22 protein-coding genes and 2 pseudogenes are annotated in these 22,719 nt (G+C 65.9%); 19 read left to right on the forward strand and 5 right to left on the reverse strand.

Features of this window, described 5'->3' with window-relative positions:
- Positions 1-291 (forward strand): hypothetical protein, encoded by a 291-nt coding sequence (locus KHN93_RS09825; protein ID WP_104559269.1) that lies wholly within the window; start codon positions 1-3, stop codon positions 289-291.
- A gap of 117 nt (positions 292-408) precedes the next feature.
- On the forward strand, positions 409-903 hold the full coding sequence (locus KHN93_RS09830; RefSeq protein WP_146092496.1) for a hypothetical protein: 495 nt from the start codon (positions 409-411) through the stop codon (positions 901-903).
- Here KHN93_RS09830 and KHN93_RS09835 read toward each other — a convergent pair.
- Positions 900-1,232: pseudogene (locus KHN93_RS09835) on the reverse strand (IS3 family transposase); the annotation flags it as partial. The gene KHN93_RS09830 and the pseudogene KHN93_RS09835 sit on opposite strands and share 4 nt — an antisense overlap.
- Before the next feature lie 56 nt (positions 1,233-1,288).
- Positions 1,289-1,513, reverse strand: a pseudogene (locus KHN93_RS09840) (integrase core domain-containing protein); the annotation flags it as partial.
- A gap of 185 nt (positions 1,514-1,698) precedes the next feature.
- Between KHN93_RS09840 and KHN93_RS09845 the strand changes: the two are divergent.
- From KHN93_RS09845 to KHN93_RS09855, 3 genes are all read left to right on the forward strand, one after another.
- Positions 1,699-2,199, forward strand: coding sequence for a TspO/MBR family protein (locus KHN93_RS09845; protein ID WP_104559270.1), 501 nt, complete (start codon positions 1,699-1,701; stop codon positions 2,197-2,199).
- 591 nt (positions 2,200-2,790) lie between these two features.
- Positions 2,791-5,298, forward strand: a complete 2,508-nt coding sequence (gene thrA / locus KHN93_RS09850) for a bifunctional aspartate kinase/homoserine dehydrogenase I (protein WP_104559271.1) — start codon at positions 2,791-2,793, stop codon at positions 5,296-5,298.
- Between the two features lie 29 nt (positions 5,299-5,327).
- Positions 5,328-6,278 (forward strand): homoserine kinase, encoded by a 951-nt coding sequence (locus KHN93_RS09855; protein ID WP_104559714.1) that lies wholly within the window; start codon positions 5,328-5,330, stop codon positions 6,276-6,278.
- A gap of 74 nt (positions 6,279-6,352) precedes the next feature.
- Here the strand turns inward: KHN93_RS09855 and KHN93_RS09860 are convergent, their stop codons facing one another.
- The gene (locus KHN93_RS09860; protein WP_104559272.1) at positions 6,353-6,667 is read right to left on the reverse strand and encodes an EthD family reductase; all 315 of its coding nucleotides are present in this window, start codon (positions 6,665-6,667) and stop codon (positions 6,353-6,355) included.
- Positions 6,668-6,813: 146 nt separating this feature from the next.
- On the opposite strand from KHN93_RS09860, the gene thrC reads away from it, so the two are divergent.
- Both thrC and KHN93_RS09870 read left to right on the forward strand, forming a co-directional pair.
- Positions 6,814-8,121: a threonine synthase gene (gene thrC / locus KHN93_RS09865; protein ID WP_212579501.1), complete on the forward strand. Its 1,308-nt coding sequence runs from the start codon at positions 6,814-6,816 to the stop codon at positions 8,119-8,121.
- 101 nt (positions 8,122-8,222) lie between these two features.
- Positions 8,223-8,969, forward strand: coding sequence for a murein L,D-transpeptidase catalytic domain family protein (locus KHN93_RS09870; RefSeq protein ID WP_212579502.1), 747 nt, complete (start codon positions 8,223-8,225; stop codon positions 8,967-8,969).
- Positions 8,970-9,214: 245 nt separating this feature from the next.
- Here KHN93_RS09870 and KHN93_RS09875 read toward each other — a convergent pair whose 3' ends face one another.
- The gene (locus KHN93_RS09875; protein WP_212579503.1) at positions 9,215-9,838 is read right to left on the reverse strand and encodes a Crp/Fnr family transcriptional regulator; all 624 of its coding nucleotides are present in this window, start codon (positions 9,836-9,838) and stop codon (positions 9,215-9,217) included.
- A 245-nt stretch (positions 9,839-10,083) separates the two neighbouring features.
- Here KHN93_RS09875 and hisS point away from each other — a divergent pair, with 245 nt between their 5' ends.
- The 12 genes from hisS to KHN93_RS09935 all read left to right on the forward strand — a co-directional run bounded on the left by hisS (position 10,084) and on the right by KHN93_RS09935 (position 21,225).
- Complete coding sequence (gene hisS / locus KHN93_RS09880; RefSeq protein WP_039527572.1) at positions 10,084-11,517, forward strand: histidine--tRNA ligase; 1,434 nt, start codon at positions 10,084-10,086, stop codon at positions 11,515-11,517.
- A complete protein-coding gene (locus KHN93_RS09885; RefSeq protein WP_052726698.1) occupies positions 11,514-11,789 on the forward strand; it encodes a hypothetical protein in 276 nt (91 codons plus the stop codon). The genes hisS and KHN93_RS09885 overlap by 4 nt, the downstream gene beginning before the upstream one ends.
- A 228-nt stretch (positions 11,790-12,017) precedes the next feature.
- On the forward strand, positions 12,018-12,344 hold the full coding sequence (locus KHN93_RS09890) for a YerC/YecD family TrpR-related protein (protein WP_039521339.1): 327 nt from the start codon (positions 12,018-12,020) through the stop codon (positions 12,342-12,344).
- 9 nt (positions 12,345-12,353) lie between these two features.
- Positions 12,354-13,268 carry an ATP phosphoribosyltransferase gene (hisG, locus tag KHN93_RS09895; RefSeq protein ID WP_039521341.1) on the forward strand — a complete coding sequence of 305 codons (915 nt, stop codon included), beginning with the start codon at positions 12,354-12,356 and terminating at the stop codon, positions 13,266-13,268.
- Complete coding sequence (gene hisD, locus KHN93_RS09900; protein WP_104559276.1) at positions 13,265-14,560, forward strand: histidinol dehydrogenase; 1,296 nt, start codon at positions 13,265-13,267, stop codon at positions 14,558-14,560. The genes hisG and hisD overlap by 4 nt, the downstream gene beginning before the upstream one ends.
- The gene (gene hisC / locus KHN93_RS09905; RefSeq protein ID WP_212579504.1) at positions 14,557-15,648 is read left to right on the forward strand and encodes a histidinol-phosphate transaminase; all 1,092 of its coding nucleotides are present in this window, start codon (positions 14,557-14,559) and stop codon (positions 15,646-15,648) included. Before hisD ends, hisC begins: the two co-directional genes overlap by 4 nt.
- Positions 15,645-16,772, forward strand: a complete 1,128-nt coding sequence (hisB, locus tag KHN93_RS09910; RefSeq protein ID WP_046342437.1) for a bifunctional histidinol-phosphatase/imidazoleglycerol-phosphate dehydratase HisB — start codon at positions 15,645-15,647, stop codon at positions 16,770-16,772. Before hisC ends, hisB begins: the two co-directional genes overlap by 4 nt.
- Positions 16,769-17,371 (forward strand): imidazole glycerol phosphate synthase subunit HisH, encoded by a 603-nt coding sequence (gene hisH / locus KHN93_RS09915; protein ID WP_039521347.1) that lies wholly within the window; start codon positions 16,769-16,771, stop codon positions 17,369-17,371. The genes hisB and hisH overlap by 4 nt, the downstream gene beginning before the upstream one ends.
- Positions 17,368-18,102, forward strand: coding sequence for a 1-(5-phosphoribosyl)-5-[(5-phosphoribosylamino)methylideneamino]imidazole-4-carboxamide isomerase (hisA, locus tag KHN93_RS09920; RefSeq protein WP_212579505.1), 735 nt, complete (start codon positions 17,368-17,370; stop codon positions 18,100-18,102). Before hisH ends, hisA begins: the two co-directional genes overlap by 4 nt.
- Positions 18,096-18,872 carry an imidazole glycerol phosphate synthase subunit HisF gene (hisF, locus tag KHN93_RS09925; protein ID WP_024937742.1) on the forward strand — a complete coding sequence of 259 codons (777 nt, stop codon included), beginning with the start codon at positions 18,096-18,098 and terminating at the stop codon, positions 18,870-18,872. The genes hisA and hisF overlap by 7 nt, the downstream gene beginning before the upstream one ends.
- Positions 18,862-19,482: a bifunctional phosphoribosyl-AMP cyclohydrolase/phosphoribosyl-ATP diphosphatase HisIE gene (gene hisIE, locus KHN93_RS09930; RefSeq protein ID WP_024937741.1), complete on the forward strand. Its 621-nt coding sequence runs from the start codon at positions 18,862-18,864 to the stop codon at positions 19,480-19,482. The genes hisF and hisIE overlap by 11 nt, the downstream gene beginning before the upstream one ends.
- Before the next feature lie 156 nt (positions 19,483-19,638).
- The gene (locus tag KHN93_RS09935) at positions 19,639-21,225 is read left to right on the forward strand and encodes a calcineurin-like phosphoesterase C-terminal domain-containing protein (protein WP_212579506.1); all 1,587 of its coding nucleotides are present in this window, start codon (positions 19,639-19,641) and stop codon (positions 21,223-21,225) included.
- A 275-nt stretch (positions 21,226-21,500) separates the two neighbouring features.
- Here the strand turns inward: KHN93_RS09935 and KHN93_RS09940 are convergent, their stop codons facing one another.
- Complete coding sequence (locus KHN93_RS09940) at positions 21,501-22,577, reverse strand: C13 family peptidase (RefSeq protein ID WP_212579507.1); 1,077 nt, start codon at positions 22,575-22,577, stop codon at positions 21,501-21,503.
- Positions 22,578-22,719: the final 142 nt, after the last annotated feature.

Raw genomic sequence — 22,719 nt, forward strand, 5'->3', positions numbered from 1 at the left:
ATGCATATAAAGTTTAATGATAGCGACAATTCAATAGAAGTTCTTGGAATTTATTGGGTTAATGGAAAGAAATACTATTGGATTATTCCGCATGAAGGGTATCAAGGATTTTTGGCCGTAAGTGAAGATAATTGCGTAGTAACCGATTCATTTCTTTCTAGTGATATGATTATTTGTAAGGGCGATGATGGTACGGACGAAATCATACATTGGGCAGCACATGATCTATTAGAAGATTTGGTTGAACATGATGCCCGAGCAATGATGGAATTTATCAGGAGAAGGAAATAGCGAAAGTACTGCCTGGTTGGCAACAACGGCGCCAGCGTCAACACGCTTTGGAAGAAGGTAAAGCAGTTCAATAACTGGCTGGGCGAAGACAATGCAGAGACTGCCGCGCTGGTCTTGATGGCTGCGGTAGGTGGCCCGGTGAAGATTTTGGGCAGTACACTGTGGGCGGCGACGCCGATAGCGGGGTATTTTTCGGAAAAGAAAGAGCAGTATCTGGTCAATCTGCTGACACCGTTCATCGGCACCAACGCAATTGGTGCTTTGACCGATCGCGATCAGCAAGCAATGCAGCCTGCGAGCCATGCGACTAGCTCGATGCTTGTGGATACATTGCTGTCGTCGCTTGGTGTAATGGGTACCAAAGCCGGTGCGATCGGTATTATAAAAAGCAGCGATGGATTATCGGGGGCAGTAAAAAGCGCGCCGAGAATGCCTTGCAAGATCCGACCCGCTTTATTAATGGTACTAAAGTCGTTGAGAAAAACAGGTCAGTTGTTCGAAGGAACGGTTGACTTGGCTCCGGCTTTGAGTCGTATAAAATCACAAATGACGGGGTCCACGAATAACGGGGTCAGGTTGAGCTACCCCCGATTTCTCGGACAGATTAATTAGGGGGCAATAACCATCTTTTCGAACTCGGCCGGCGAGCGGTAGCCCAGCGCACTGTGCAACCGCTGCCGGTTGTAGAACACTTCGATGTACTCGAACACCTTCCCGCGCGCTTCGTCGAGACTGGCGAAGCGCTCGTGGTGCGTCAGTTCCTGCTTGAGCGAGTTGAAGAAGCTTTCCATCAATGCATTGTCGTAAGGCATGCCCTTGCAACTCATGCTCGCGACTAACCCAGCTTCCTGCAATTGCCGCTGATACGCACCGCTGGTGTATTGCGTGCCCTGGTCGCTATGGTGGATTGCGCCCTTCACTGGCCGCCGGCGTTGGAGTGCCATTGTCGAATCCCCGTAATTCAATTCCAGCGAAAATTAGAGGTCTGTGGTTGATGTTAATCGCCAAACTCGGCGGGAGTTAGCCCGCCCACGCTGTCGTGCGGTATCTGTTGGTTGTAGTCGGCCAGCCACTGCTCGGTCTGCTCACGGACCTCGCTCAGCGTGCGGAAGAGATGCATGTCCAGCGCGCCGCGCCTTTAGCTGCCGTTGAGGCGTTCGATGAAACCGGTTTGCATCGGCCGTCCCGGCTCAACGAAATCCAATACGATGCCATCGCGCTCGCGACATCCCCCCGATTTTGAGTGGCGCATTGCTTTGGAGTCCAATTACCTATCCCGAGGAGATTGGACATGACGGCACGAATCCGTACGGCGTTAGCTGAGCGCGGACTCGCTTATGCGCGTAGTCACGGCTTGCACAGAAGCTCTGCCACGCTGACGAGCGCGGATCACAGGCCAAAGCAGTCATGACCCAAGGACGTTCAAAAAAATCGCAATGGTTCGGCCTTCTGGGTTGGATGGTGCTTTGCTATGCCGTCGCTGGGCTGGGCGCAATGGCATCGATCCAGGCGGCCAGCCTTTATGCGCTTCTGCAGCGGCCGGCGTGGGCGCCGCCGGGCTGGTTGTTCGGACCGGTGTGGACAGTGTTGTACGGAATGATGGCGGTGTCGGTCTGGTTGATGTGGCGGCGCGGCAGCTGGGCGGGGACGCGTCCGGCGCTGGGCCTGTTCGTGCTGCAGCTGATGCTCAATGGTTTGTGGAGCTGGCTGTTCTTCGCGTGGCAGTTGGGGGCGTGGGCATTCGCGGACATCGTGGCGCTGTGGCTGGTGCTGGTAGGAATGATTGCCGTGTTCGCGAAGCGGCAGGCGCTGGCGGCGTGGCTGTTGGTGCCGTATCTGGCGTGGGTGAGCTTCGCAGCGGCGCTCAACTTTTCGGTCTGGCAACTCAATCCCCAGGTACTCGGCTGATCTCCGCTGCTGATCCTGGAGGCTCGTACTCACCGGCGCTGCACTAGCGACGATCTGTTGCTTGGTGCGAAGTGGCCTGTTGCTTGATGCGAACTGATGCCGGCAGCGAAGCGACGCCTCGCCCGCAGGCGATCTAGTCAGTTGTATCGCGTGATCTGAGCGCATGACACTACCAATCGAGGTTTGAAGCCTGCGCAGGGCGGCTCTCCAAAGTCGTTTCAAAAGTTTCCATAGCAATCAATTGATTGCGCGCGCGATGCTTAAATCCCTGAGCAGCAAGGTTTTCTGTTTCGCGCCCCGAGCGCGTGCGCCTACCCATTCACGCAATGCTTGACAGGCCTCGGCCCTGTGATGTCTTTTGCACGCATGCCTAACGCCTCCGCCATCTCCTCGCTTACCTGCCAGCCGCACCTGCGGCCGGGTGCGGGCGTGGCCGGCATTAGCACCACCATTACCACCGTCACCATTCGCCCGGTGCGGCCCGTCGTCTTCGCGTAACTTCCGAAAACAACGGCCCCGCACCCGGATCAGGATGCGGGGGCTTTCCTCCCTCATCTGATGCGGACGGGGCCTCCCTAACGAGGTCTGTCGATGTCATCGCCTGTTGTTTTGCTCGAACCCGCCGCTGTTGCCGCATCTTCCGCACGCATCGTCGTGCACAAATTCGGCGGCACGTCGGTGGCCGATGCCGAGCGCTACCGGCATGTGGCGCAGCTGTTGCTGGCACGCGACGAGTCGGTGCAGGTCACCGTGGTGTCGGCGATGAAGGGGGTGACCGATGCGTTGATCGCGCTGGCCGAACTGGCCGCGCAGAACCGCCCCGAATGGCGCGAGCGCTGGCATGAGACCCGGGCGCGCCATCGCGGTGCGGCGGTGGCCCTGCTGGGCGAGCATTCCGGGCCGACCGTCGAATGGCTGGACGAGCGCTTCGAGCATCTGTCGCAAATCCTTGGCGCGCTGTCGGTGATCGGTGAGTTGCCGCGCGAGGTGCTCGACCGCGTGCAAGGCCTGGGCGAGGTGTATTCGGCGCAATTGCTGGGCGACCATTTCCGTGCGCTTGGCGAGGATTGCGCGGTGCTGGATGCGCGCGATGTGCTGGTGGTCAACCGCGGCGAACTCGGTGTCGATGTGGACTGGGACACCAGCGCGCAGCGCCTTGCCACCTGGCGCCAGGCGCATCCGCAGACGCGCGTGGTGGTCACCGGGTTTGTGGCGCGCGACCGCGCCGATCGCATCACCACGTTGGGCCGCAATGGCAGCGATTATTCCGGCGCGATCTTTGCGGCCTTGTTCGATGCCGATGAGCTGCATATCTGGACCGACGTGGATGGCGTACTGTCGGCCGACCCGCGCGTGGTGCCCGAAGCGGTGCAGCTGGAAACGCTGAGCTACGACGAGGCCTGCGAGCTGGCCTATTTCGGCGCCAAGGTGGTGCACCCGCAGACCATGTCGCCGGCGATCGAGCGCGGCTTGCCGATCATCATCCGCAACACGTTCCAGCCCGAACATCCGGGTACGCGCATCACCGCCAGCAGCGCGGTGAGCGGGCCGATCAAGGGGCTGACGCTGAGCCCGGATCTGGCCGTGCTCAACCTGGAAGGCACTGGCCTGATCGGCGTGCCGGGCACCGCCGAGCGCGTGTTCGCGGCGCTGCGGACGGCGCAGGTGTCGGTGGTGATGATCTCGCAGGGCTCGTCCGAGCATTCGATCTGTTGCGTGGTCAAACAGCATGAGTCCGAGCGCGCGCGCAATGCCTTGCTGCAGGCCTTTGCGCATGAACTCACAGTCGGTCAGGTGCAGCGTGTGCAGCTGACCACCGGCATCAGTGTGCTCGCCGCAGTGGGCGATGGCATGGCCGGGCAGCCGGGTGTGGCGGCGCGGCTGTTCGAGTCGCTGGGGCGTGCGCAGGTCAATATCCTGGCGATCGCACAGGGTTCGTCGGAGCGCAACATCTCGGTAGCCATCGACGCGGCGCATGCGACCAAGGCCTTGCGCGCGGCGCATGCCGGCTTCTGGCTGTCGCCGCAGACGTTCTCGGTGGGCGTGATTGGCCCGGGTAACGTGGGCGCGGCGTTGCTGGATCAGTTGCGCATTGCGCAGCCGCAGTTGCTGGGCAAGGCCAACCTGGATCTGCGCCTGCGCGCGGTGGTCTCGCGTGGCCGCATGCTGCTGGACGAGCGCGGCCTGGTCGGCAACTGGCGCGATGCTTTCGCCTCTGCAGCCACCGCGACCGATCTGGAGCGTTTCACCACGCACCTATTATCCGCGCATCTGCCGCATACGGTGATCATCGATTGCAGCGGTAGCGCAGAAGTGGCCGATCGCTATGCGGAATGGTTGGCTGCCGGCATCCATGTGGTGACGCCGAACAAACAGGCCGGCTCCGGCCCGTTGCAGCGCTATCAGGCGATCCGTGCGGCGGCCGATGCCAGCGGCGCACGCTTCCGTTACGAAGCCACCGTGGGCGCCGGCTTGCCGGTGATCACCACGTTGCGCGATCTGGTCGATACCGGCGATGCGGTGACCTCGATCGAAGGCATCTTCTCCGGCACCCTGGCGTGGTTGTTCAACAAATACGACGGCAGCGTGCCGTTCGCCGAACTGGTGACGCAGGCGCGCGGCATGGGCTATACCGAGCCGGATCCGCGCGACGATCTGTCGGGTGTGGATGTGGCGCGCAAGCTGGTGATCCTGGCGCGCGAAGCCGGGCGCGAGATCAGCCTGGAAGATGTGCAGGTCGAGAGCCTGGTGCCTGAAGCACTGCGTCAGGCCAGCGTGGACGATTTCATGGCGCGCCTGCATGAGGTGGATGCGACGTTTGCGCAGCGCCTGGCCGACGCACGTGCACGCGGCAATGTGCTGCGCTATGTCGCGCAGCTGCCACCGGATCGTGCTTCCAGCGTGGGTCTGGTCGAACTGCCGGCCGATCACGCGTTCGCCAACTTGCGCCTGACCGACAACGTGGTGCAATTCACCACGCGTCGCTACTGCGAAAACCCGTTGGTGGTGCAAGGCCCGGGCGCTGGCCCGGAAGTCACCGCAGCCGGCGTGTTTGCCGATCTGCTGCGGGTGGCGGCGGGCGAGGGGGCACGCTTGTGAATCAGGCGGTTGCAGACCAGTCCGCGGAGATGCAACAGGTGGCGATTGCTGCGCGCGAGCTTGGCCAGGCGCGCGCCTTCGCACCGGCCTCGGTGGCGAATGTGGCAGTAGGATTCGATCTGCTCGGTTATCCCATCGACGGCGTCGGCGACAACGTCACGGTGCGGCGCATCGATGCGCCACTGGTGCGTATCGCCGCCATCCGCGGCACCACCGTGGCCTTGCCGCTGGATGCCGAACGCAACACGGCGGGCGCGGCCTTGATGTCGTTACGCGCGGCGCTGGCGTTGCCGTTCGGCTTTGAAATCGAGATCGACAAAGGCATCGCCTTGAGTTCGGGCATGGGCGGATCTGCAGCGTCATGCGTGGCGGCGTTGGTTGCCGCCAACGCGCTGCTGGATGCCCCGCTGAGTAACGAGCAGCTGTATCAGCACGCACTCGATGGCGAGGCGGTGGCCAGCGGTAGCCGCCACGGCGACAATCTTGGCCCGTTGTTTTTGGGCGGCCTGGTGCTGTGCACGCTGGAGCGTCTGGTACCGATCAACGTGCCGGCTGCGTGGCACAGCCTGCTGGTGCATCCGGATGCGGTGCTGGAAACGCGCCGCGCGCGCGAAGCCCTGGCCGGCGACTATCAGCTGCGCGAGTTCGTCGCGCAGAGTACCAACCTGGCCTTGGTACTGGCCGGCTGCCATGCCGGCGATGCAGGGCTGGTGCGGGCGGGCCTGCGCGATGTGCTGGTCGAACCACGCCGCGCGCCCTTGATCGCCGGCTTTGCCGCTGCCAAGCAGGCCGCGCTGGATCACAATGCCTTGGGTGCCAGCATCTCCGGCGCCGGCCCCAGTGTGTTCGCCTGGTTCGCATCGCGCGCGGCCGCCGACGCTGCCGCCGCATCGGTCAAGGCCGCCTTCGCAGGCGTTGGCCTGGATAGCCAGCACTGGGTGTCTCCGATCGCCAGCCCGGCCGCGCGGTTGCTCGCATGAGCCATCGCGCGCATGTCGTCGTCGATCGATCGCCCGCCCACGGCATCCATGCCGTGCAGCGTGCAACGCAACGTTTAACCGACCACCACCTCGCTGATCTGCATCACCGGCGCAAGATCGGTGTAGTTGGCGATATCGGCCAGGATCTCCTCGGCATGCGGCCCGAAGCCGGCGCCGAAGGCCTCCGCCGACTCGCAGAAGATATGGCACATGCCGATGAAGGCCGGGGGGCTGCCCGGCTCGCCGCCGCTGATGCCCTTGTCCACCGTATAGCGCAGGCAGGCCGCGCCCATCCGCGCGCTCACCAGTGGCATGTGCGAGTCGCGGTAGTAGGCATGGTCGAAGCGGGCGCCTTCGCGGTACGGGTACATCACGCTGACCTTGATCATCTGCCGGCTCCACTGGAAGGTGCGCGCAGCATAGCGCTGCGCCGCCCTTGCCGGGCGCCGCCGCAACGCGGCGCGGCCATGCCGCAGTGTCCGGCCTTCTCATTCACGGGCAACGCCCCGTCTTCGTCTTGTCTGGAGTCGTCACCATGAACTTTCTCTCCACCCGTGGCGGCGCGCCCGCCGCCAGCCTGAGCCAGGCGATTGCCGCCGGCCTGGCGCCCGATGGCGGCCTGTACGTGCCGCAGACCCTGCCACCGGCACGCACGCTGACGGCCGGCACCACGTTGGCCGACACCGCCGCCACGTTGCTGCAGCCGTTCTTCGACGGCGATGCGCTGGCGGCCGAGCTGCCGGCCATCTGTGCCGAAGCGTTCGACTTCCCGGCGCCGCTGGTGGCCCTGGGCACGCCTGGCGATTACGCGCTGGAGCTGTTCCATGGCCCGACCGCCGCGTTCAAGGATTTCGGCGCACGCTTTCTTGCCGCCTGCCTGACCCGCCTGCGCCGTGCCGAAGACCGCCCGCTCACCATCCTGGTTGCCACCTCCGGCGACACCGGCGCTGCCGTGGCCGCGGCATTCCACCGCCAGCCGGGTCTGCGCGTGGTGGTGCTGTATCCGGACGGGCGCGTGTCGCCGCGCCAGGCGCATCAGCTGGGCTGCTTCGGCGACAACATCCACGCCCTGCGCGTGGCCGGCTCGTTCGACGATTGCCAGGCGATGGTCAAGCAGGCCTTGAACGATGCCGACCTACAGGCGCAGCTGCCGCTGAGTTCGGCCAACAGCATCAGCCTGGGCCGCTTGCTGCCGCAGATGAGCTATTACGCGCACGCCGCCCTGCAGCACCATGCCGGCGCGGGGGCGGCGCTGAATCTGGTGGTGCCCACCGGCAACCTGGGCAACGGGCTGGCGGCGATCCTGGCGCGCGCGCTCGGTGTACCGCTGGGCCATATCGCGTTGGCGTCCAATGCCAATCATGTATTGCCGGATTATTTTGCCGGCGACGATTACGCGCCGCAGCCCAGTATCGCCACGCTGGCCAATGCGATGGACGTGGGTGCGCCGAGCAACTTCGAACGGCTGCGCTGGCTATACCAGGGCGACGATGCGGCGCTGCGCGAGGCCTTCCGTGCGCTCTCGGTGGACGATGCCGCGATCCGCCACACCGTGCAGCAGCGCTTTGCGCGCTATGGCGAAGTGCATTGCCCGCATACCGCCACCGCCGTGCATGTGCTCGAGCAGCTGCGCGCAGAAGGGGCCGAGGGCGGCACCGGCGACTGGGCGGTGGCGGCCACCGCACATCCGGCCAAGTTCGAGGGCGTGGTCGAGCCGCTGATCGGGCGTGAGGTGGAGGTGCCGCCGGCACTGGCCTCGCTGCTGCAGCGTCCTGCGCATGCCGAAACGCTGGCGCCGGACTACGCGGCGTTCCGGCAGCGCCTGCTTGCGGATGCGGCCTGACCGAACGCGTTCAGCCTGCCGGGGTTGGAAAGTGCCGCACATGCGGCTATTTGTAGGGGGTGCGGTTCCGCCATGGCGCCGCGTCCGATGTGGGTCGTTGCATGTCTTATCGAGTGATCGCCGTTGCCGCCGCGTTGTGCGGGTGGGCAGCGGCTGGAACGGCCAGTGCGGCCGATGCCATCTCCGCCGCACCGTTGCCGGGGCTGGGCGCACCGCGTATCGGTCTGGTCGATGCATTGGCGCGGCAGGCGCCGTCGCTGGATCGCCAGGTGCTGGCCCTGGCGGCCGAGGCGCTGCAATGCGCGCGGCAACGCCAGCAGGTGGGCGCCGAGCGCGTGCTCAGCGTCATCGACTACAGCCGGCCGTCGACCGAGCGCCGGCTGTGGGTGTTCGATCTGGAGCGGCAGCGGCTGCTGTTCCAGGAATGGGTGGCGCACGGGCGCAATACCGGCAACAATTTGGCGGCCAAGTTTTCCAACGACGACGGCAGCTTCCAGTCCAGCCTGGGCGCGTTCACCGCGCAGGAGTCATACACCGGCCACAACGGCTATTCGTTACGGCTGAAGGGACTGGAGCCCGGCTTCAACGACCATGCGCGCGACCGCGCGATCGTGATCCACGGCGCGCCCTATGTCAGCGAGGCGGTGATCCGCACACAGGGCCGGCTTGGCCGCAGCCTGGGCTGCCCGGCGGTGCGTCCGGCGGTGGCCAAACAGCTGATCGATACCTTGCGTGAAGGCGCCTTCGTGTTTGCCTACTACCCGGATCGGGCCTGGCTGCGGCAATCGCGGTTGCTGGGCGGCGGCTGCGGCGCGTCGGTGGCGAGCGCGAATCTGGGCGGTCGCTGAGTCGTTGTAGGCGGTGCGGGCGGTGATGATCGCGCGAGCGGCCTGAAGTGCTGACATCGCGTTCGAGTCTGCCGGTCAGTCACGCGGTAATGCTTGCTGTCTACGCGACGCGCGAAGCATGGTCGGTAGTCTGGTGCGGACGGGCGCGCAAGGAATCCAGCGTTTGGTGATGCCAACGTGCGCCGCTTTTGCGCCGCTGGGTGCGTGCGCTCGCTGGTCGCATCGGTCCTGCTGGCCGTCGCGTCTCAGACGGTATCGCCCGCCAGGCTGCGCAGCGCCGCGTAATCCAGGATCTGCACCAGATGCAGCTGCGGCAGCGCGATCAGCTGCTGTTGCCGCAGCTTGGTGAAGGTGCGGCTCACCGTTTCCACAGTCAGCCCCAGGTGGTCGGCGATATCGCTGCGGCTCATCGGCAGAGCGACGGTGTCGCCGCTGGCGCCGGGCTGGGTGGAGCGGGCGGCCAGTCGCAGTAGGAAATGCGCCAGCCGTTCGCCCGGTTGCAGGCGCGCCAGCAGCAGGCCGGTGTCCTGCGCGGCAGCTAGCTCCATGCTGGCACGCTGCAGCAGCTTGCGTTCCAGCTGCGGGTAGCGCTCGCGCAACTGGCGCATCTGCGCCAGCGGCGTGCGGCAGACCCGGCTGTCGATGATGGCTTCGATATCGTGGCGGTGCTGCGGGGTTTCGGTCAGCCCCACGTAATCGCCCGGCAGCACGAAGCCGGTGACTTGGCGGCGGCCGTCGGCCAGCGTGCGCACCATGCGCAGCGCACCGGAGGTCAGCGTATAGACGTGGTGGCGGGTATCGCCGGCGCGCACCAGGGTGCTGCCGGGCGCGTAGGCCTGGGCGCTGGTGGCCTGGTCAAGTGCGTCCATTTCCTGCGGCGACAGCGCCGCGCAGATGGCCCGGCCGCGGACTGCACACTGTGCGCAGTCGGAACCGCGCGCATCGGTGCGCGTGGCCGCGCCGGGCGCCGGGCAGGTCGTGCTGGGGTCTGGAAGCTGCCGGTACATGAGTCACGCACTGCTGGAATGCGTGTGAATGATACGCCATGCGGTCAGCGCGGCCGGCAGCCGGTAGAATTGTGCGTTCGCCACATTGCCCTGCAGGAGTTTCGCTCGTGATCAAGCCCCGTACGCCGCCCGGCATCATGGAATTGCTGCCGCGCGAGCAGATCGCGTTCCAGCGCATGCTGGACGTCATCCGCCGCAACTACGAGCGGTTCGGGTTCCTGCCGGTCGAAACCCCGGTGTTCGAGCTGTCCGACGTGTTGCTGACCAAGTCCGGCGGCGAGACCGAGCGCCAGGTGTATTTCGTGCAGTCCACCGGCGCGCTGGCCAATGCCGCCGCGGCGGCAGACGAGGGCGGCGAGGGCGGCCTGCCGGAGCTGGCGCTGCGTTTCGACCTGACCGTGCCACTGGCCCGCTACGTGGCCGAGCACGAGCACGACTTGAGCTTCCCGTTCCGCCGCTACCAGATGCAGCGCGTGTATCGCGGCGAGCGTGCCCAGCGCGGGCGGTTCCGCGAGTTCTACCAGTGCGACATCGACGTGATCGGCAAGGATGCGTTGAGCATCCGCTACGACGCCGAAGTGCTGGCGGTGATCCACGCGGTGTTCGCCGAGCTGGGCATCGGCGCGTTCAAGGTGCAGTTGAACAACCGCAAGCTGCTGCGCGGCTTCTTCGAAAGCCTGGGCGTGGCCGAGGGCGAGCTGCAGCTGGCGGTGTTGCGCGAGGTCGACAAGATCGACAAGCGCGGCGCCGACTACGTGCGCGACACGCTGGTGGGCGAAGGCTTCGGCATTGCCGCCGCGCAGGTCGACAAGATCCTTGCCTTCGTGGCGGTGCGCTCGAACGGGCATGCCGATGCGCTGGCGCAGCTGCAGGCGCTGGAGGCCTCGGTCGCTGCGAGCGCGACGCTGGGAGAGGGCATCGCCGAGCTGCGCGAGGTGCTGGAACTGGTCAAGGCGCTGGGCGTGCCCGAGAGCGCGTACTGCCTGAACTTCTCGATCGCGCGCGGGCTGGACTACTACACCGGCACCGTCTACGAGACCACGCTGACCGACCACCCGCAGATCGGCTCGATCTGCTCGGGCGGCCGTTACGAAAGCCTGGCTAGCCACTACACCAAGTCCAAGTTGCCCGGCGTTGGCATTTCGATCGGCCTGACCCGGCTGTTCTGGCAGCTGCGCGAGGCCGGCCTGATCCAGGGCATCGCCGAGAGCAGCGTGCACGCGATGGTCGCGCTGATGGACGAGTCGCGCCTGGACGACGCGCTGGATATCGCGCGCCGGCTGCGCATCGGCGGCATCAATACCGAAGTGCAGATGGAGCCGAAGAAGATCGGCAAGCAGTTCCAGTACGCCGCACGCGCGGGCATCCGCTTCGTGGTGCTGGCCGGCGACGACGAGCTGGCGCGCGGGGTGGTGGCGGTCAAGGACCTGGTGCGCGAGCAGCAGTTCGATGTGGCCCGCGACGAGCTGGCCAGCACCTTGCTGGTGGAGCTGGAGCAGGCCAGGGCGATGCTGGTGGCCGGGGGCGTTCATCTTAAGTGACGCGAGAAATCGTCGAAGTTCAGCTTGAAGGACCGCTCTTCTTTGCGAGGGAGGACGAGGAGCGTTTCTTCAATTGGCTTTATGACTTGCCTGCTTTTCGTGATGTTGAGGGCAGTGGGCGTGTCCTGCACCTTCGCCTGACTGCCCCGGTAGATGTTGATACGGTTGAGCAGTTGCTGGTCATTTGCCATCGCTGGAAGATCGACAACGCCCCGCTCGCACCGCTAAAACTCGGTGCCGTTGCCGATCACATCTTGTGGCGCGCTGATTAAAGAAGTCGTAGGCCCTGCCGCGTAGTTCAGAGCCGATTCTGTACAGCTTGGTCTCGCCCGGCACGGGTGCGTCTGGAGCGCGCTTCGTCCGGCACCACTAGAAAAATGTCCGGTTCTGCGCTGCGTCAGCGCAGGGCGCCTGTCTCGTTTCCTGAACTTTAAGTCTGGATGGCGGTGACAACCCGGCTGCTTTGCGTTAATGTACTAGCACGCTATTACATTAACGCAATGAAACAACGACCTGCCCCCCGTGAAAGTGCCGATGCCGCCGCCTCCCTCAAGATGCTGGCCGATGCGCTGGCGTGCCTGAAGGAACCCGGCGCGGTCGAGGCTTTTCTGCGCGACCTGTGCACGCCCGCCGAGCTGGAGGCCATGTCCGACCGCTGGCGGGTGGTGCCCTTGTTGATCAAGGGCGTGCCGTATCGCGAAATCCACGAGCTGACCCAGGTCAGCGTGACCACCATCGGGCGCGTTGCGCGCACCCTGGAACATGGCGCCGGCGGCTACGCCGAGGCCCTGCGCGAGCAATCGTCGCGCCCTGTCGAATCCCACTGAGAGAACAAGATGAGTGCTTCCACGGCAGCACCGGCACGTGACCGGTTGCGTATCGCCATCCAGAAGAGCGGCCGCCTGGCCGAACCGGCGCGCAGCCTGCTGGCCGCCTGCGGGCTGAGCTGGCGGCAGAGCCGCGACAAGCTGTTCTGCTACGGCGAATCGCTGCCGGTGGACCTGCTGCTGGTGCGCGACGACGACATCCCCGGCCTGATCGCCGATGGCGTCTGCGATCTGGGCATCGTCGGCCAGAACGAACTCGAAGAGCAGGCATCCGAGCGCCGCCGCAACGGCCTGCCGGCCGCGTATCACGCGGTGCGCGGGGTCGGTTTCGGCCAGTGCCGGTTGATGCTCGCGGTGCCGGAAGAGTGGGACTGGCAGGGCGTGGCGCAACTGGCCGGCAAGCGCATCGCCACCAGCTACCCGTCAATCCTGGCCGACTGGCTGGAGCGCCAGGGCATCGACGCGGCGGTGGTGGAATTGTCCGGCTCGGTGGAGATCGCCCCGCGCCTGGGCACCGCCGATCTGATCTGCGATCTGGTTTCCAGCGGCGCCACCCTGGCCGCCAACCAGCTCAAGCCGGTCGAGCTGGTGATGGAGAGCGAAGCGGTGCTGGCCGGTGCGGTGCGCGAGCCGGCCGACGCACGCGCCGCGCTGCTGGCGATGCTGCTGCGGCGCATGGATGGCGTGCTCAAGCTGCGCGACAGCAAGCTGCTGATGTTCCGCGCCGAGCAGGACAATGTGGATGCGCTGCGCCGTCTGCTGCCCGATGCAGAGCCGCTGGTGCAACTGCCCGACGATGGCAACGGCGCATTGCGCCTGCAGACCATGTGTCATGGCGCGGTGACCTGGCAACGCTTGGAAGAACTCGAACGCGCAGGTGCGCAAGGTTTGATGGTGTTGACGGTGGAGCGCTCGCTGGCATGAATATTCTCGATTGGTCGCAACTGGACGCCGCTGCACGGACGCAGGCATTGACCCGCCCGGTGCAGACCGTGGCCACGCAGACGCGCGACGCGGTGGCTGCATTGATTGCCGATGTGCGCGCACGCGGCGATGCCGCCTTGCGCGAGATCACCGCGCGTTTCGATGGCGTGGCGCTGGACAGCTTCGCCGTGAGCGAGGCCGAATTCGCCGCCGCCGAAGCGGCGGTGGCGCCGGAACTGCGTCAGGCCATGCAGGATGCGGTGGCGCGCATCGACACCTTCCACCGCGCCGGCATGAGCGACGGCTATGCGGTGGAAACCGCGCCGGGCGTGGTGTGCGAAAAGATCGTGCGGCCGATCGGCCGGGTCGGCCTGTACGTGCCGGCCGGCAGCGCGCCGTTGCCATCGACTGCGTTGATGCTGGGTGTGCCGGCCCGTCTGGCCGGATGCCGCGAGGTGGTGTTGTGCACGCCGCCGCGCAAGGACGGCAGCGTGGATCCGGCAGTGCTGGTCGCCGCGCAGCTGACCGGCGTGCGCCGGGTGTTCAAGCTCGGCGGTGCGCAGGCGATTGCGGCAATGGCGTATGGCAGCGAATCGGTTCCGAGTTGCGACAAGCTGTTCGGCCCGGGCAACAGCTTCGTCACCGAGGCCAAGCAGCAGGTGGCGCAGTCCGGCGCCGCGGCGATCGACATGCCGGCCGGTCCGTCCGAAGTGCTGGTGATCGCCGATGCCGGTGCGCAGCCAGCCTTCGTTGCCGCCGATCTGCTGTCGCAGGCCGAACACGGCCCGGATTCGCAGGTGCTGTTGTTGTCCGACAGCGATGCGCTGATCGCAGCGGTGCAGGTGGAACTGGACACCCAGCTGGCGCAACTGTCGCGCGCCGGGATCGCACGCCAGGCATTGGCGCAATCGCGCTTGATCAAGGTGCAGACCCTGGACGAGGCGTTTGCGATCAGCAACCGCTATGCACCTGAGCATTTGATTCTTGCGCTGCGCGAGCCGCGTGCGTGGCTGAGCCAGGTCGAAGCGGCCGGCTCGGTATTTCTCGGCGACTACACGCCCGAAGCGCTGGGCGACTACTGCAGCGGCACCAACCACGTGTTGCCGACCAGCGGCGCGGCGCGCGCCTACAGCGGCGTGAGCGTGGCCAGCTTCCAGAACATGGTCAGCGTGCAGGCGGCCAGCAAGGCCGGCATCGACGGCATCGGCGCATGCGCGCTGATTCTGGCGCGCGCCGAAGGCCTGGATGCGCACGCCAATGCAGTGGCATTGCGCATGGGAGTGGCAGCATGAGCACGTCATCGATTCTTGATCTGGTGCGCGAGGATTTGCGTGCGTTCGCCGGCTATTCGTCGGCACGCACCAGCGCCGTGCAGGGCGATGTGTGGCTCAACGCCAACGAGTCGGCCTGGGGCAATCCGGCCGACCCCGGCGCGAGCACGCGGCGGTATCCGGATCCGCAACCCAAGGGCTTGCGCAGCGCCCTGGCGGCGCTGTACGGCTGCGCGCCCGAGCAGCTGTTGATCGGCCGCGGCAGCGACGAGGCGATCGATCTGCTGGTGCGCGGCCTGTGCGCCCCCGGGCGCGATGCGGTGGTGGTGACGCCGCCGGTGTTCGGCATGTACGCAGTGTGCGCACGCCTTCAGAGCGCACCCCTGGTCGAGGTGCCGCTGGTGGACGGGCCTGCGGGTTTCCACGCGGATATTCCGGCGATCGTCGCGGCAGCGCTGGCCTCGCAGGCCAAGCTGGTGTTCCTGTGTTCGCCGTCCAACCCGGCCGGCTCGGCGATTGACCTGGACGCGATCGAAACCGCCGTGCGGGCCCTGCAGGGTAAGGCGCTGGTGGTGGTCGACGAGGCCTACGGCGAATTCTCCGATGTGCCATCGGCTGTGAGCCTGCTTGCGCGCTACGACAATCTGGCGGTGTTGCGCACGTTGTCCAAGGCGCATGCGCTGGCAGCGGCGCGCATCGGCAGCCTGATCGCCAACGCCGAGCTGATCGCCCTGCTGCGGCGCTGCCAGGCACCGTACCCGGTGCCGACGCCGTGCGCGGCAATGGCCGAGCAGGCCTTGTCGGCGCCTGCGCTGGAGGTCACGCGTCGGCGCATCGCCGAGGTGCGCAGCGAGCGCACGCGTGTGCACCAGGCGCTGGAGCAGCTGGCCGGGGTGCGTCAGGTGTATCCCTCTCAGGGCAACTTCTTGCTGGTGCGCTTCGACGATGCCGAAGCGGCATTCCAGGCATTGCTGGAGGCCGGTGTGGTGGTACGCGACCAACGCGCGGTTGCGCAGCTGTCCGACGCGCTGCGCATCACCCTGGGCACGCCCGAACAGAACGAGCGCGTGCTGAGCGCGCTGCAACGCAAGCAGGAGGCCGCCGCATGACCCCGATTCTTTTCGTCGACCGCGACGGCACGCTGATCACCGAGCCGGCCGATTACCAGATCGACGCCTATGAAAAACTGCGCCTGGTCGACAACGTGATTCCGGCGATGCTCAAGTTGCGCGATGCCGGCTATCAGTTCGTCATCGTCAGCAACCAGGACGGGCTGGGCAGCGACAGCTATCCGCGCGCGTCATTCGATGGCCCCAACAACCTGATGCTGCAGATCTTCGCCAGCCAGGGCATCGTGTTCCGCGAGGTGTTGATCGATTGCAGCTGGCCGGCTGACAACGCGCCCACACGCAAACCCGGTGTCGGCCTGATGGTGCCTTACCTGCAGGACCGCACGATCGACTGGGCACGCTCGGCAATGGTGGGCGACCGCATCACCGACATCCAGTTCGCGCAGAACCTCAATATCCGTGGCTTCCAGCTGCGCACCGACGAGTTCGGCGGCGAGTGGGACTGGCCCGGCATCGCGCACGAGCTGGCCGATGCGCCAAGGCGTGCGGTGGTTCAACGCAACACCAAGGAAACCAAGATCCGCGTCGAACTGGATCTGGACCGTGTGGCCGAGCCGAAGACCGCCACCGGCCTGCCGTTCTTCGATCACATGCTGGAACAGATCGGCAAACACGGCGGTTTTGCGCTGGACATCCGTGCCGAAGGCGACCTGCACATCGACGAGCACCACACCATCGAAGACACCGGTCTGGCGCTGGGCCAAGCATTGCGCGAAGCGCTGGGCGACAAGCGCGGCATCGGCCGTTACGGCTTCGATCCCGACGACAGCCCGTGGCGCGTGGCCGGCGCCACCGCGCAGCATGGCTTCACGCTGCCGATGGACGAAACCATCGCCAGTGCCGCGCTGGATTTCAGTGGCCGGCCGTACTTCGTGTTCGAAGGCGAGTTCAAACGCGAGCGCGTGGGCGACATGCCGACCGAACTGGTGCCGCATTTCTTCCGCTCGATCTGCGACGCCTCCGGTTTGAACCTGCACCTGAGCGTGCGCGGTGAGAACGATCACCACAAGGTCGAAGCCTGCTTCAAGGCCCTGGCACGTGCGTTGCGCCAGGCGATCCGTCGCGAAGGCACCGCGTTGCCCACCACCAAGGGTGCGCTATGACCGATGTCGCGTTGATCGATGCCGGCGGCGCCAATCTGGGCTCGGTGCGCTACGCGTTGGAGCGGCTGGGCGTGGAAGCGCGCCTGGTACGCGATGCAGCCGGGTTGCAGGGCGCGCAGCGGGTGATCCTGCCTGGCGTCGGCGCTGCGCCCGAAGCAATGTCGCGCCTGCGCGCACAGGGCCTGGTCGAGCCGTTGCGACAACTGCAGGTGCCGCTGATCGGCATTTGCTTAGGGATGCAGTTGCTGTTCGAACATTCCGAAGAAGGCGATGTCGATTGCCTGGGTCTGCTGCCGGGCATCGTGCGTCACATGACGCCGGCGCTCGGCATTCGCGTACCGCATATGGGCTGGAATCAGCTGGTGCCGATGCGCGCGTCCGCGCTGCTGGACGGCCTGCCGGAGCGTGCCAGTGCGTATTTCGTGCATGGTTATGCCGCGCCGGTGACGGCCGACACCGTGGCCGCCTGCGATCACGGCGGCCTGTTCACGGCGGTGGTGCAGCAAGGCCTGCGCTGCGGCGCGCAGTTCCACCCCGAGCGTTCGGCCGAGACCGGTGCACGCATCCTGCGCAATTTTCTTGAGATGAGTTTCCCATGAGTTTCACCGTTTACCCGGCCCTAGATATCCGCAACGGCCGCGTGGTGCGCCTGCTGCAAGGCGACTACGCACGCGAGACGCAGTACGGCGACGATGTGCTGCCGCGCGCGCAGGCGTTTGCCGATGCCGGCGCGCGGTGGATGCATCTGGTCGATCTGGATGCGGCAAAGGCCGGTGGTTACACGCTGGCCACCACACTGGGCGAGATCGCACGTGCCACCGGCTTGCGGGTGCAGACCGGTGGTGGCGTCCGCTCGCGCGCCGATGTGGCGCGCATCCTCGATGCCGGCGCCGCACGCGTGGTGATCGGCTCGTTGGCGGTGCGCCAGGCCGACAGCGTCATCGAATGGCTGCAGGAATTTGGCGCCGATCGGTTGACCATCGCGCTGGACACGCGCCAGGACGCCGACGGCGTATGGCAGTTGCCGGTGCACGGCTGGACCGAGGCCGCCGAGGCCACGCTGGATCAGTTGGCCGTGCGTTACGCGCAGGCCGGCCTGCAGCATCTGCTGTGCACCGACATCGCGCGCGACGGCATGCTGTCCGGCCCGAACATGGATTTGTACGCGCACCTGCGCACGCTGGCGCCGCAGTTGCGGGTGCAGGTGTCCGGCGGTGCGCGCAACCTAGCCGATGTCGCGGCCGCCAAGGCTGCCGGCTGTGCCGGCATCGTGCTCGGCAAGGCCTTGCTGGAAGGGCATCTGGCATTGAAGGAGGCACTGGCATGCTGAGCCGCCGCATCATTCCGTGCCTGGACGTGCGCGACGGGCGCGTGGTCAAGGGCGTCAAGTTCCGCGACCACATCGACATGGGCGACATCGTCGAACTGGCACTGCGCTACCGCGACCAGGGCGCAGACGAGCTGGTGTTCTACGACATCGGTGCCAGCCCGGAAGGGCGCTCGGTCGACTACACCTGGGTCGAGCGGGTGGCGCGGCTGATCGATATCCCGTTCTGCGTGGCCGGCGGCATCGGTAATGTGGAGACCGCGCGCGCGGTGCTGCATGCCGGTGCCGACAAGATTTCGATCAACTCGCCGGCGCTTGGCAGGCCGCAGTTGATCTCCGAGCTGGCCGATGCTTTCGGCGTGCAGTGCGTGGTGGTCGGTGTCGACTCGATTCGTGAGGACGACGGGCAGTGGCGCGTGCGTCGCTATACCGGCGACCCGAGCAAGACCCAGGCCTTGCCGATGCGCACGCTGGACTGGGTGGCCGAAGCGCAGCGCCTGGGTGCGGGCGAGATCGTGCTCAACTGCATGGACAACGACGGCGTGCGGCGTGGTTACGACATTGCACAACTGCGTCAGGTGCGCGCGCTCTGCCACGTGCCGTTGATCGCCTCCGGCGGTGCTGGCGAGATGCAGCATTTTGCCGACGTGTTCGACCAGGCCGATGTCGATGGCGCGCTGGCGGCAAGCGTGTTTCACAGCGGCGCGATTCCGATCCCGGCACTCAAGCAATTCCTGCGCGCGCAACAGATCGAGGTACGTGATGGGCAGTAACGAGATGACAGCGGGCGACGCGCTCGCCGCGCTGGACTGGAGCAAGGGCGAGGGCCTGTTGCCGGTGGTCGTGCAGGACGCCGACAACCTGCGCGTGCTGATGCTGGGCTACATGAATGCCGAAGCACTGGCGGTGACGCAGCAGCGTGGCGAAGTGACCTTCTTCAGCCGCAGCAAGCAGCGCCTGTGGACCAAGGGCGAGAGCTCGGGCAACGTGTTGCGGGTGGTGTCGATCGAGACCGATTGCGACGCCGACACACTGCTGGTGCAGGCGCGCCCGCACGGGCCGACCTGCCATCTGGGCCGCACCAGCTGTTTCCCGGGCGCCCCCGGCCAGTTCCTCGGCAGCCTGGATGCCTTGATCGCCACGCGCGAGCAGGAGCGCCCGCACGGCAGCTACACCACCAAGCTGTTCGAACAGGGCATCCGCCGCATCGCGCAGAAGGTGGGCGAGGAGGGCGTGGAAACCGCCTTGGCCGGCGTGGTGCAGGGCGATGCCGAGTTGCTCGGCGAGTCTGCCGATCTGCTGTATCACCTGATCGTGCTGCTGCGTGCGCGCGGCCTGGGCCTGGGCGATGCGGTGGCGCTATTGGAGTCGCGGCACAAGTAACGTAGTCATGTAGGAGCGCACCCGGGCGCGACGGGCGTTATCGGTAATGCCCGTCGCGCCCAGGTGCGCTCCTACGGAATGTGTCGGCGTGTCTTTCGCGCCGTGCGCCTGGCGAGGGCGGGTACAATTTCTGCTGATCTTCGCGCGGGAAAACGCATGCAGCTTCGCTTTGCTCTGTTGGCCCTGGGTGTGCTCGCGGGAAGCGCCTACGCGCGCGATGCCGTGGTCGATGGCACCGTCTACGAAGAACGCGACGGACTTGCCGGGCGCAGCGCCGATGAACCGGGCATTGCCGATGTAGCGGTCTCCAACGGCGAGCAGCTGGTACGTACCGACGCGCAAGGCCACTACCGCCTGCCGGTGCGCGACGGGCAGACGGTGTTCGTGATCAAACCGGGCGAGCGCAGTTTCGTGCCAGCCGCCGACGGACTGCCGGGTTTCTGGCGTCACTACGCGCCCAAGGGCTCGGCCAAGCGCAAATACCCAGGCATCGCCGCAACCGGGCGCAGCACGCAGCATTGGGATTTTGCGCTGACCCCGCGCGCCAGTGTCGGCAAGGAGGGCTTCCAGATGCTGGTGTTTGCCGACAGCCAGACCGCCAGCCTGACCGACGTGGGCTACTACCAGCGCGATATCGTGGCACCGATCGTCGGCAAGACCTCGGCCAGGCTGGGCACCACGCTGGGCGATATCGTCAGCGACGATCTGAGCCTGTACCCGGCCCTGAACAAGGTGACCACCCAGCTCGGCGTGCCGTGGTTTCATGTGCCGGGCAATCACGATCTCAACGTCGACGCCGGCGACGATGCGCATTCGCTGGACAGCTGGCGTGCCGTCTACGGCCCGGACACCTATGCGGTGGAAGAGGCCAACGCCAGCTTCGTGTTCCTGGACGATGTGATCTATACGCCAGGCGGCAAACCGGCCTATGTGGGCGGCCTGCGCGAGGACCAGTTCGCGTTCCTGCAGGCCTATCTGGCGCAGCTGCCGCGCGAGCGGCTGCTGGTGCTGGGCATGCATATTCCGTTGTTCGACGCGGCGCCGGGGCAGGAGACCTTTCGGCATGCCGATCGTCGCCGCCTGTTCGCCTTGTTGAAGGATTTTCCGCATGTGCTGGTGCTCAGCGCACACAGCCATACCCAGCGACAGGTCGATCACGGCGCCGACGAAGGTTGGCAGGGTGCCCGCCCGCTGCACGAATACAACGTCGGCGCGGCCTGCGGTGCGTTCTGGTCCGGCGCCAAGGATGCCGACGGCATTCCCGACGCGACGATGAGCGACGGAACGCCGAACGGGTACGCGGTGCTGCAGGTCGCGCCCGACGGCGACTACACGCTGGCCTATCACGTGGCGCGTTCGGTCGATGATGCGCAACTGCTGCTGCACGCGCCCAAGGTGCTGCGCCAGGGTGCGTATGCGGCCTGGGGCATCTACGCTAATGTCTTCATGGGCCAGGACGACACCCTCGTCGAGATGCGCATCGACAATGGCGCATGGCAGCCGATGAAGCGGGTGGAGCGTGCCGATCCGCGCCTGCTGGCCGAGAACGTGCGCGACGATGCGGCCGAGCAATTGCGCGGCTACGACCGCTCGCCCGAGGCCACGCCGTCCACCCATCTATGGCGTGGTGCATTGCCGACCACGCTGGAAGTGGGCGAACACGCGGTGGACGTACGCGCATCGCTGCCGACCGGGCAGTACAGCGCACGCACGGTGTATCGCTTGCAGCGCGCCGATCCCTGACGGGGAGGCGTGCGTAGTGCTGCGGGTTCTGGTGTGGAGCGCGTCGCGCATCAATGCGCTCCTACGGTGGTTGGTTGTTGGTTCGTTGACGCTTGAACCCTATCGCCGGAAACACAAACGCCTCCACAAGGGAGGCGTTTTGGGATCCGGGCTGGCAGGCGATGGCGCGCTGGCGGGGATCGATGCTGGCTGGCGTGAGCTGGCTGGCCGGGCGAGTGTAGCGAGGCTGCGCCAGCACTGGCGAAATGAGAATTAGTCTCAGCGCGTGGCAATCTTCATGGCGTTGCGAGTGCCGGCACGGGCGACGGTTTGCGCGGGCTGGCCGGTGCGGCCGGCACCTTGACCTTGGTCGGGTTGTCCAGCGACCTGCTATCGGGATCGGCTTCCGGATCCTGGTCCTGCCCGGCATCCGGAGCGGTCTCCAGCGGCGGATACGGGTAGGCTACGGCCGCGCCTGCATGTAGCCCTGCACGCCAGCGTGCCAGCACCGGCGCGATGCGCTTGCCGAGCGATTGCTGCGGCAACGACGGCAGTTCACCTTCCTGCTTCTCGCGCGCGGTGATCGCCGTCCTGGCCATATCGAACGCGGCCAGCGGGTCGTCGCTGCGATTCATCGCATCGATCAGCCAGGCCTGGCCGAAGTAGGTTGCATTGGAGGTGTTGCCGCAGCCGAACGAGGGCCGGTCAGCGCGCGCGGCGGTGAGGATCAGCGTGTCCGGCGAACGCAGCGCCGGAATGAAGCCGCCCGAGTAGCACGCCGACAGCACGATGATGCGATTGCCGATGCCGGCATCGTCCAGGGCCTGGCGCAGATCCTGCGGGCTGATGAAGTCTTCCTCGTCCTGGTCCACCTGCACGTACAGCGTGTGGTCTTCGGTGCCATGGGTGGTGACGAACAGCAGCAGCGCGTCTTCCTTGCGATCCATGCGCTTGCCGATTGCGGCAAGCGTGTCGTACAGGTTGTCGTAGGTCGCCAGCGGTGCGTATGGTTGCTCGCCCAGATTGTCCGGGTTGTTGACCAGCGTCACCACGCGGCCGCGCGCAGCGAAGCGTTGTTCGAACAGCCGCCTGAGGTAGAGCGTCTCGTTGCGAAACACATCGTCGCTGGCATCGCCGGCGAAGCCGACCACATACAGGTCGGTCACCCCAGGACGCTGTGGCTGCAGCGCGTTCAATGCCTGCGCAAGCGCCGCCTGGTCGACCGGGTCCACCTCATCCTTGCCTGCCGCCGCCTGGTTCGGCAGTGCGGCACCGGCGTCGGGATGACAGCCGGCCATCAAGGCCACGATGACGATCAACAACGAGAGTCGCCGCAGCAGGGCGTTCGGTCCGAAGGGGGAATGCAGCGACATGACAAACGCCGAGGTCTGGGAGGACGGGTGGAGCGCCTGGGCGCAGTGATCGCAACGCAGGCCACGACGTTGCACAACGTCCATCGATCCGCTTCAAGCACATCTTGCAGAACACGTTGCGTGCAGCAGGCCTTGCCTGCCA

The sequence above is a fragment of the Xanthomonas arboricola pv. juglandis genome (assembly GCF_905367715.1).
Taxonomy (GTDB): Bacteria; Pseudomonadota; Gammaproteobacteria; order Xanthomonadales; family Xanthomonadaceae; genus Xanthomonas; species Xanthomonas arboricola.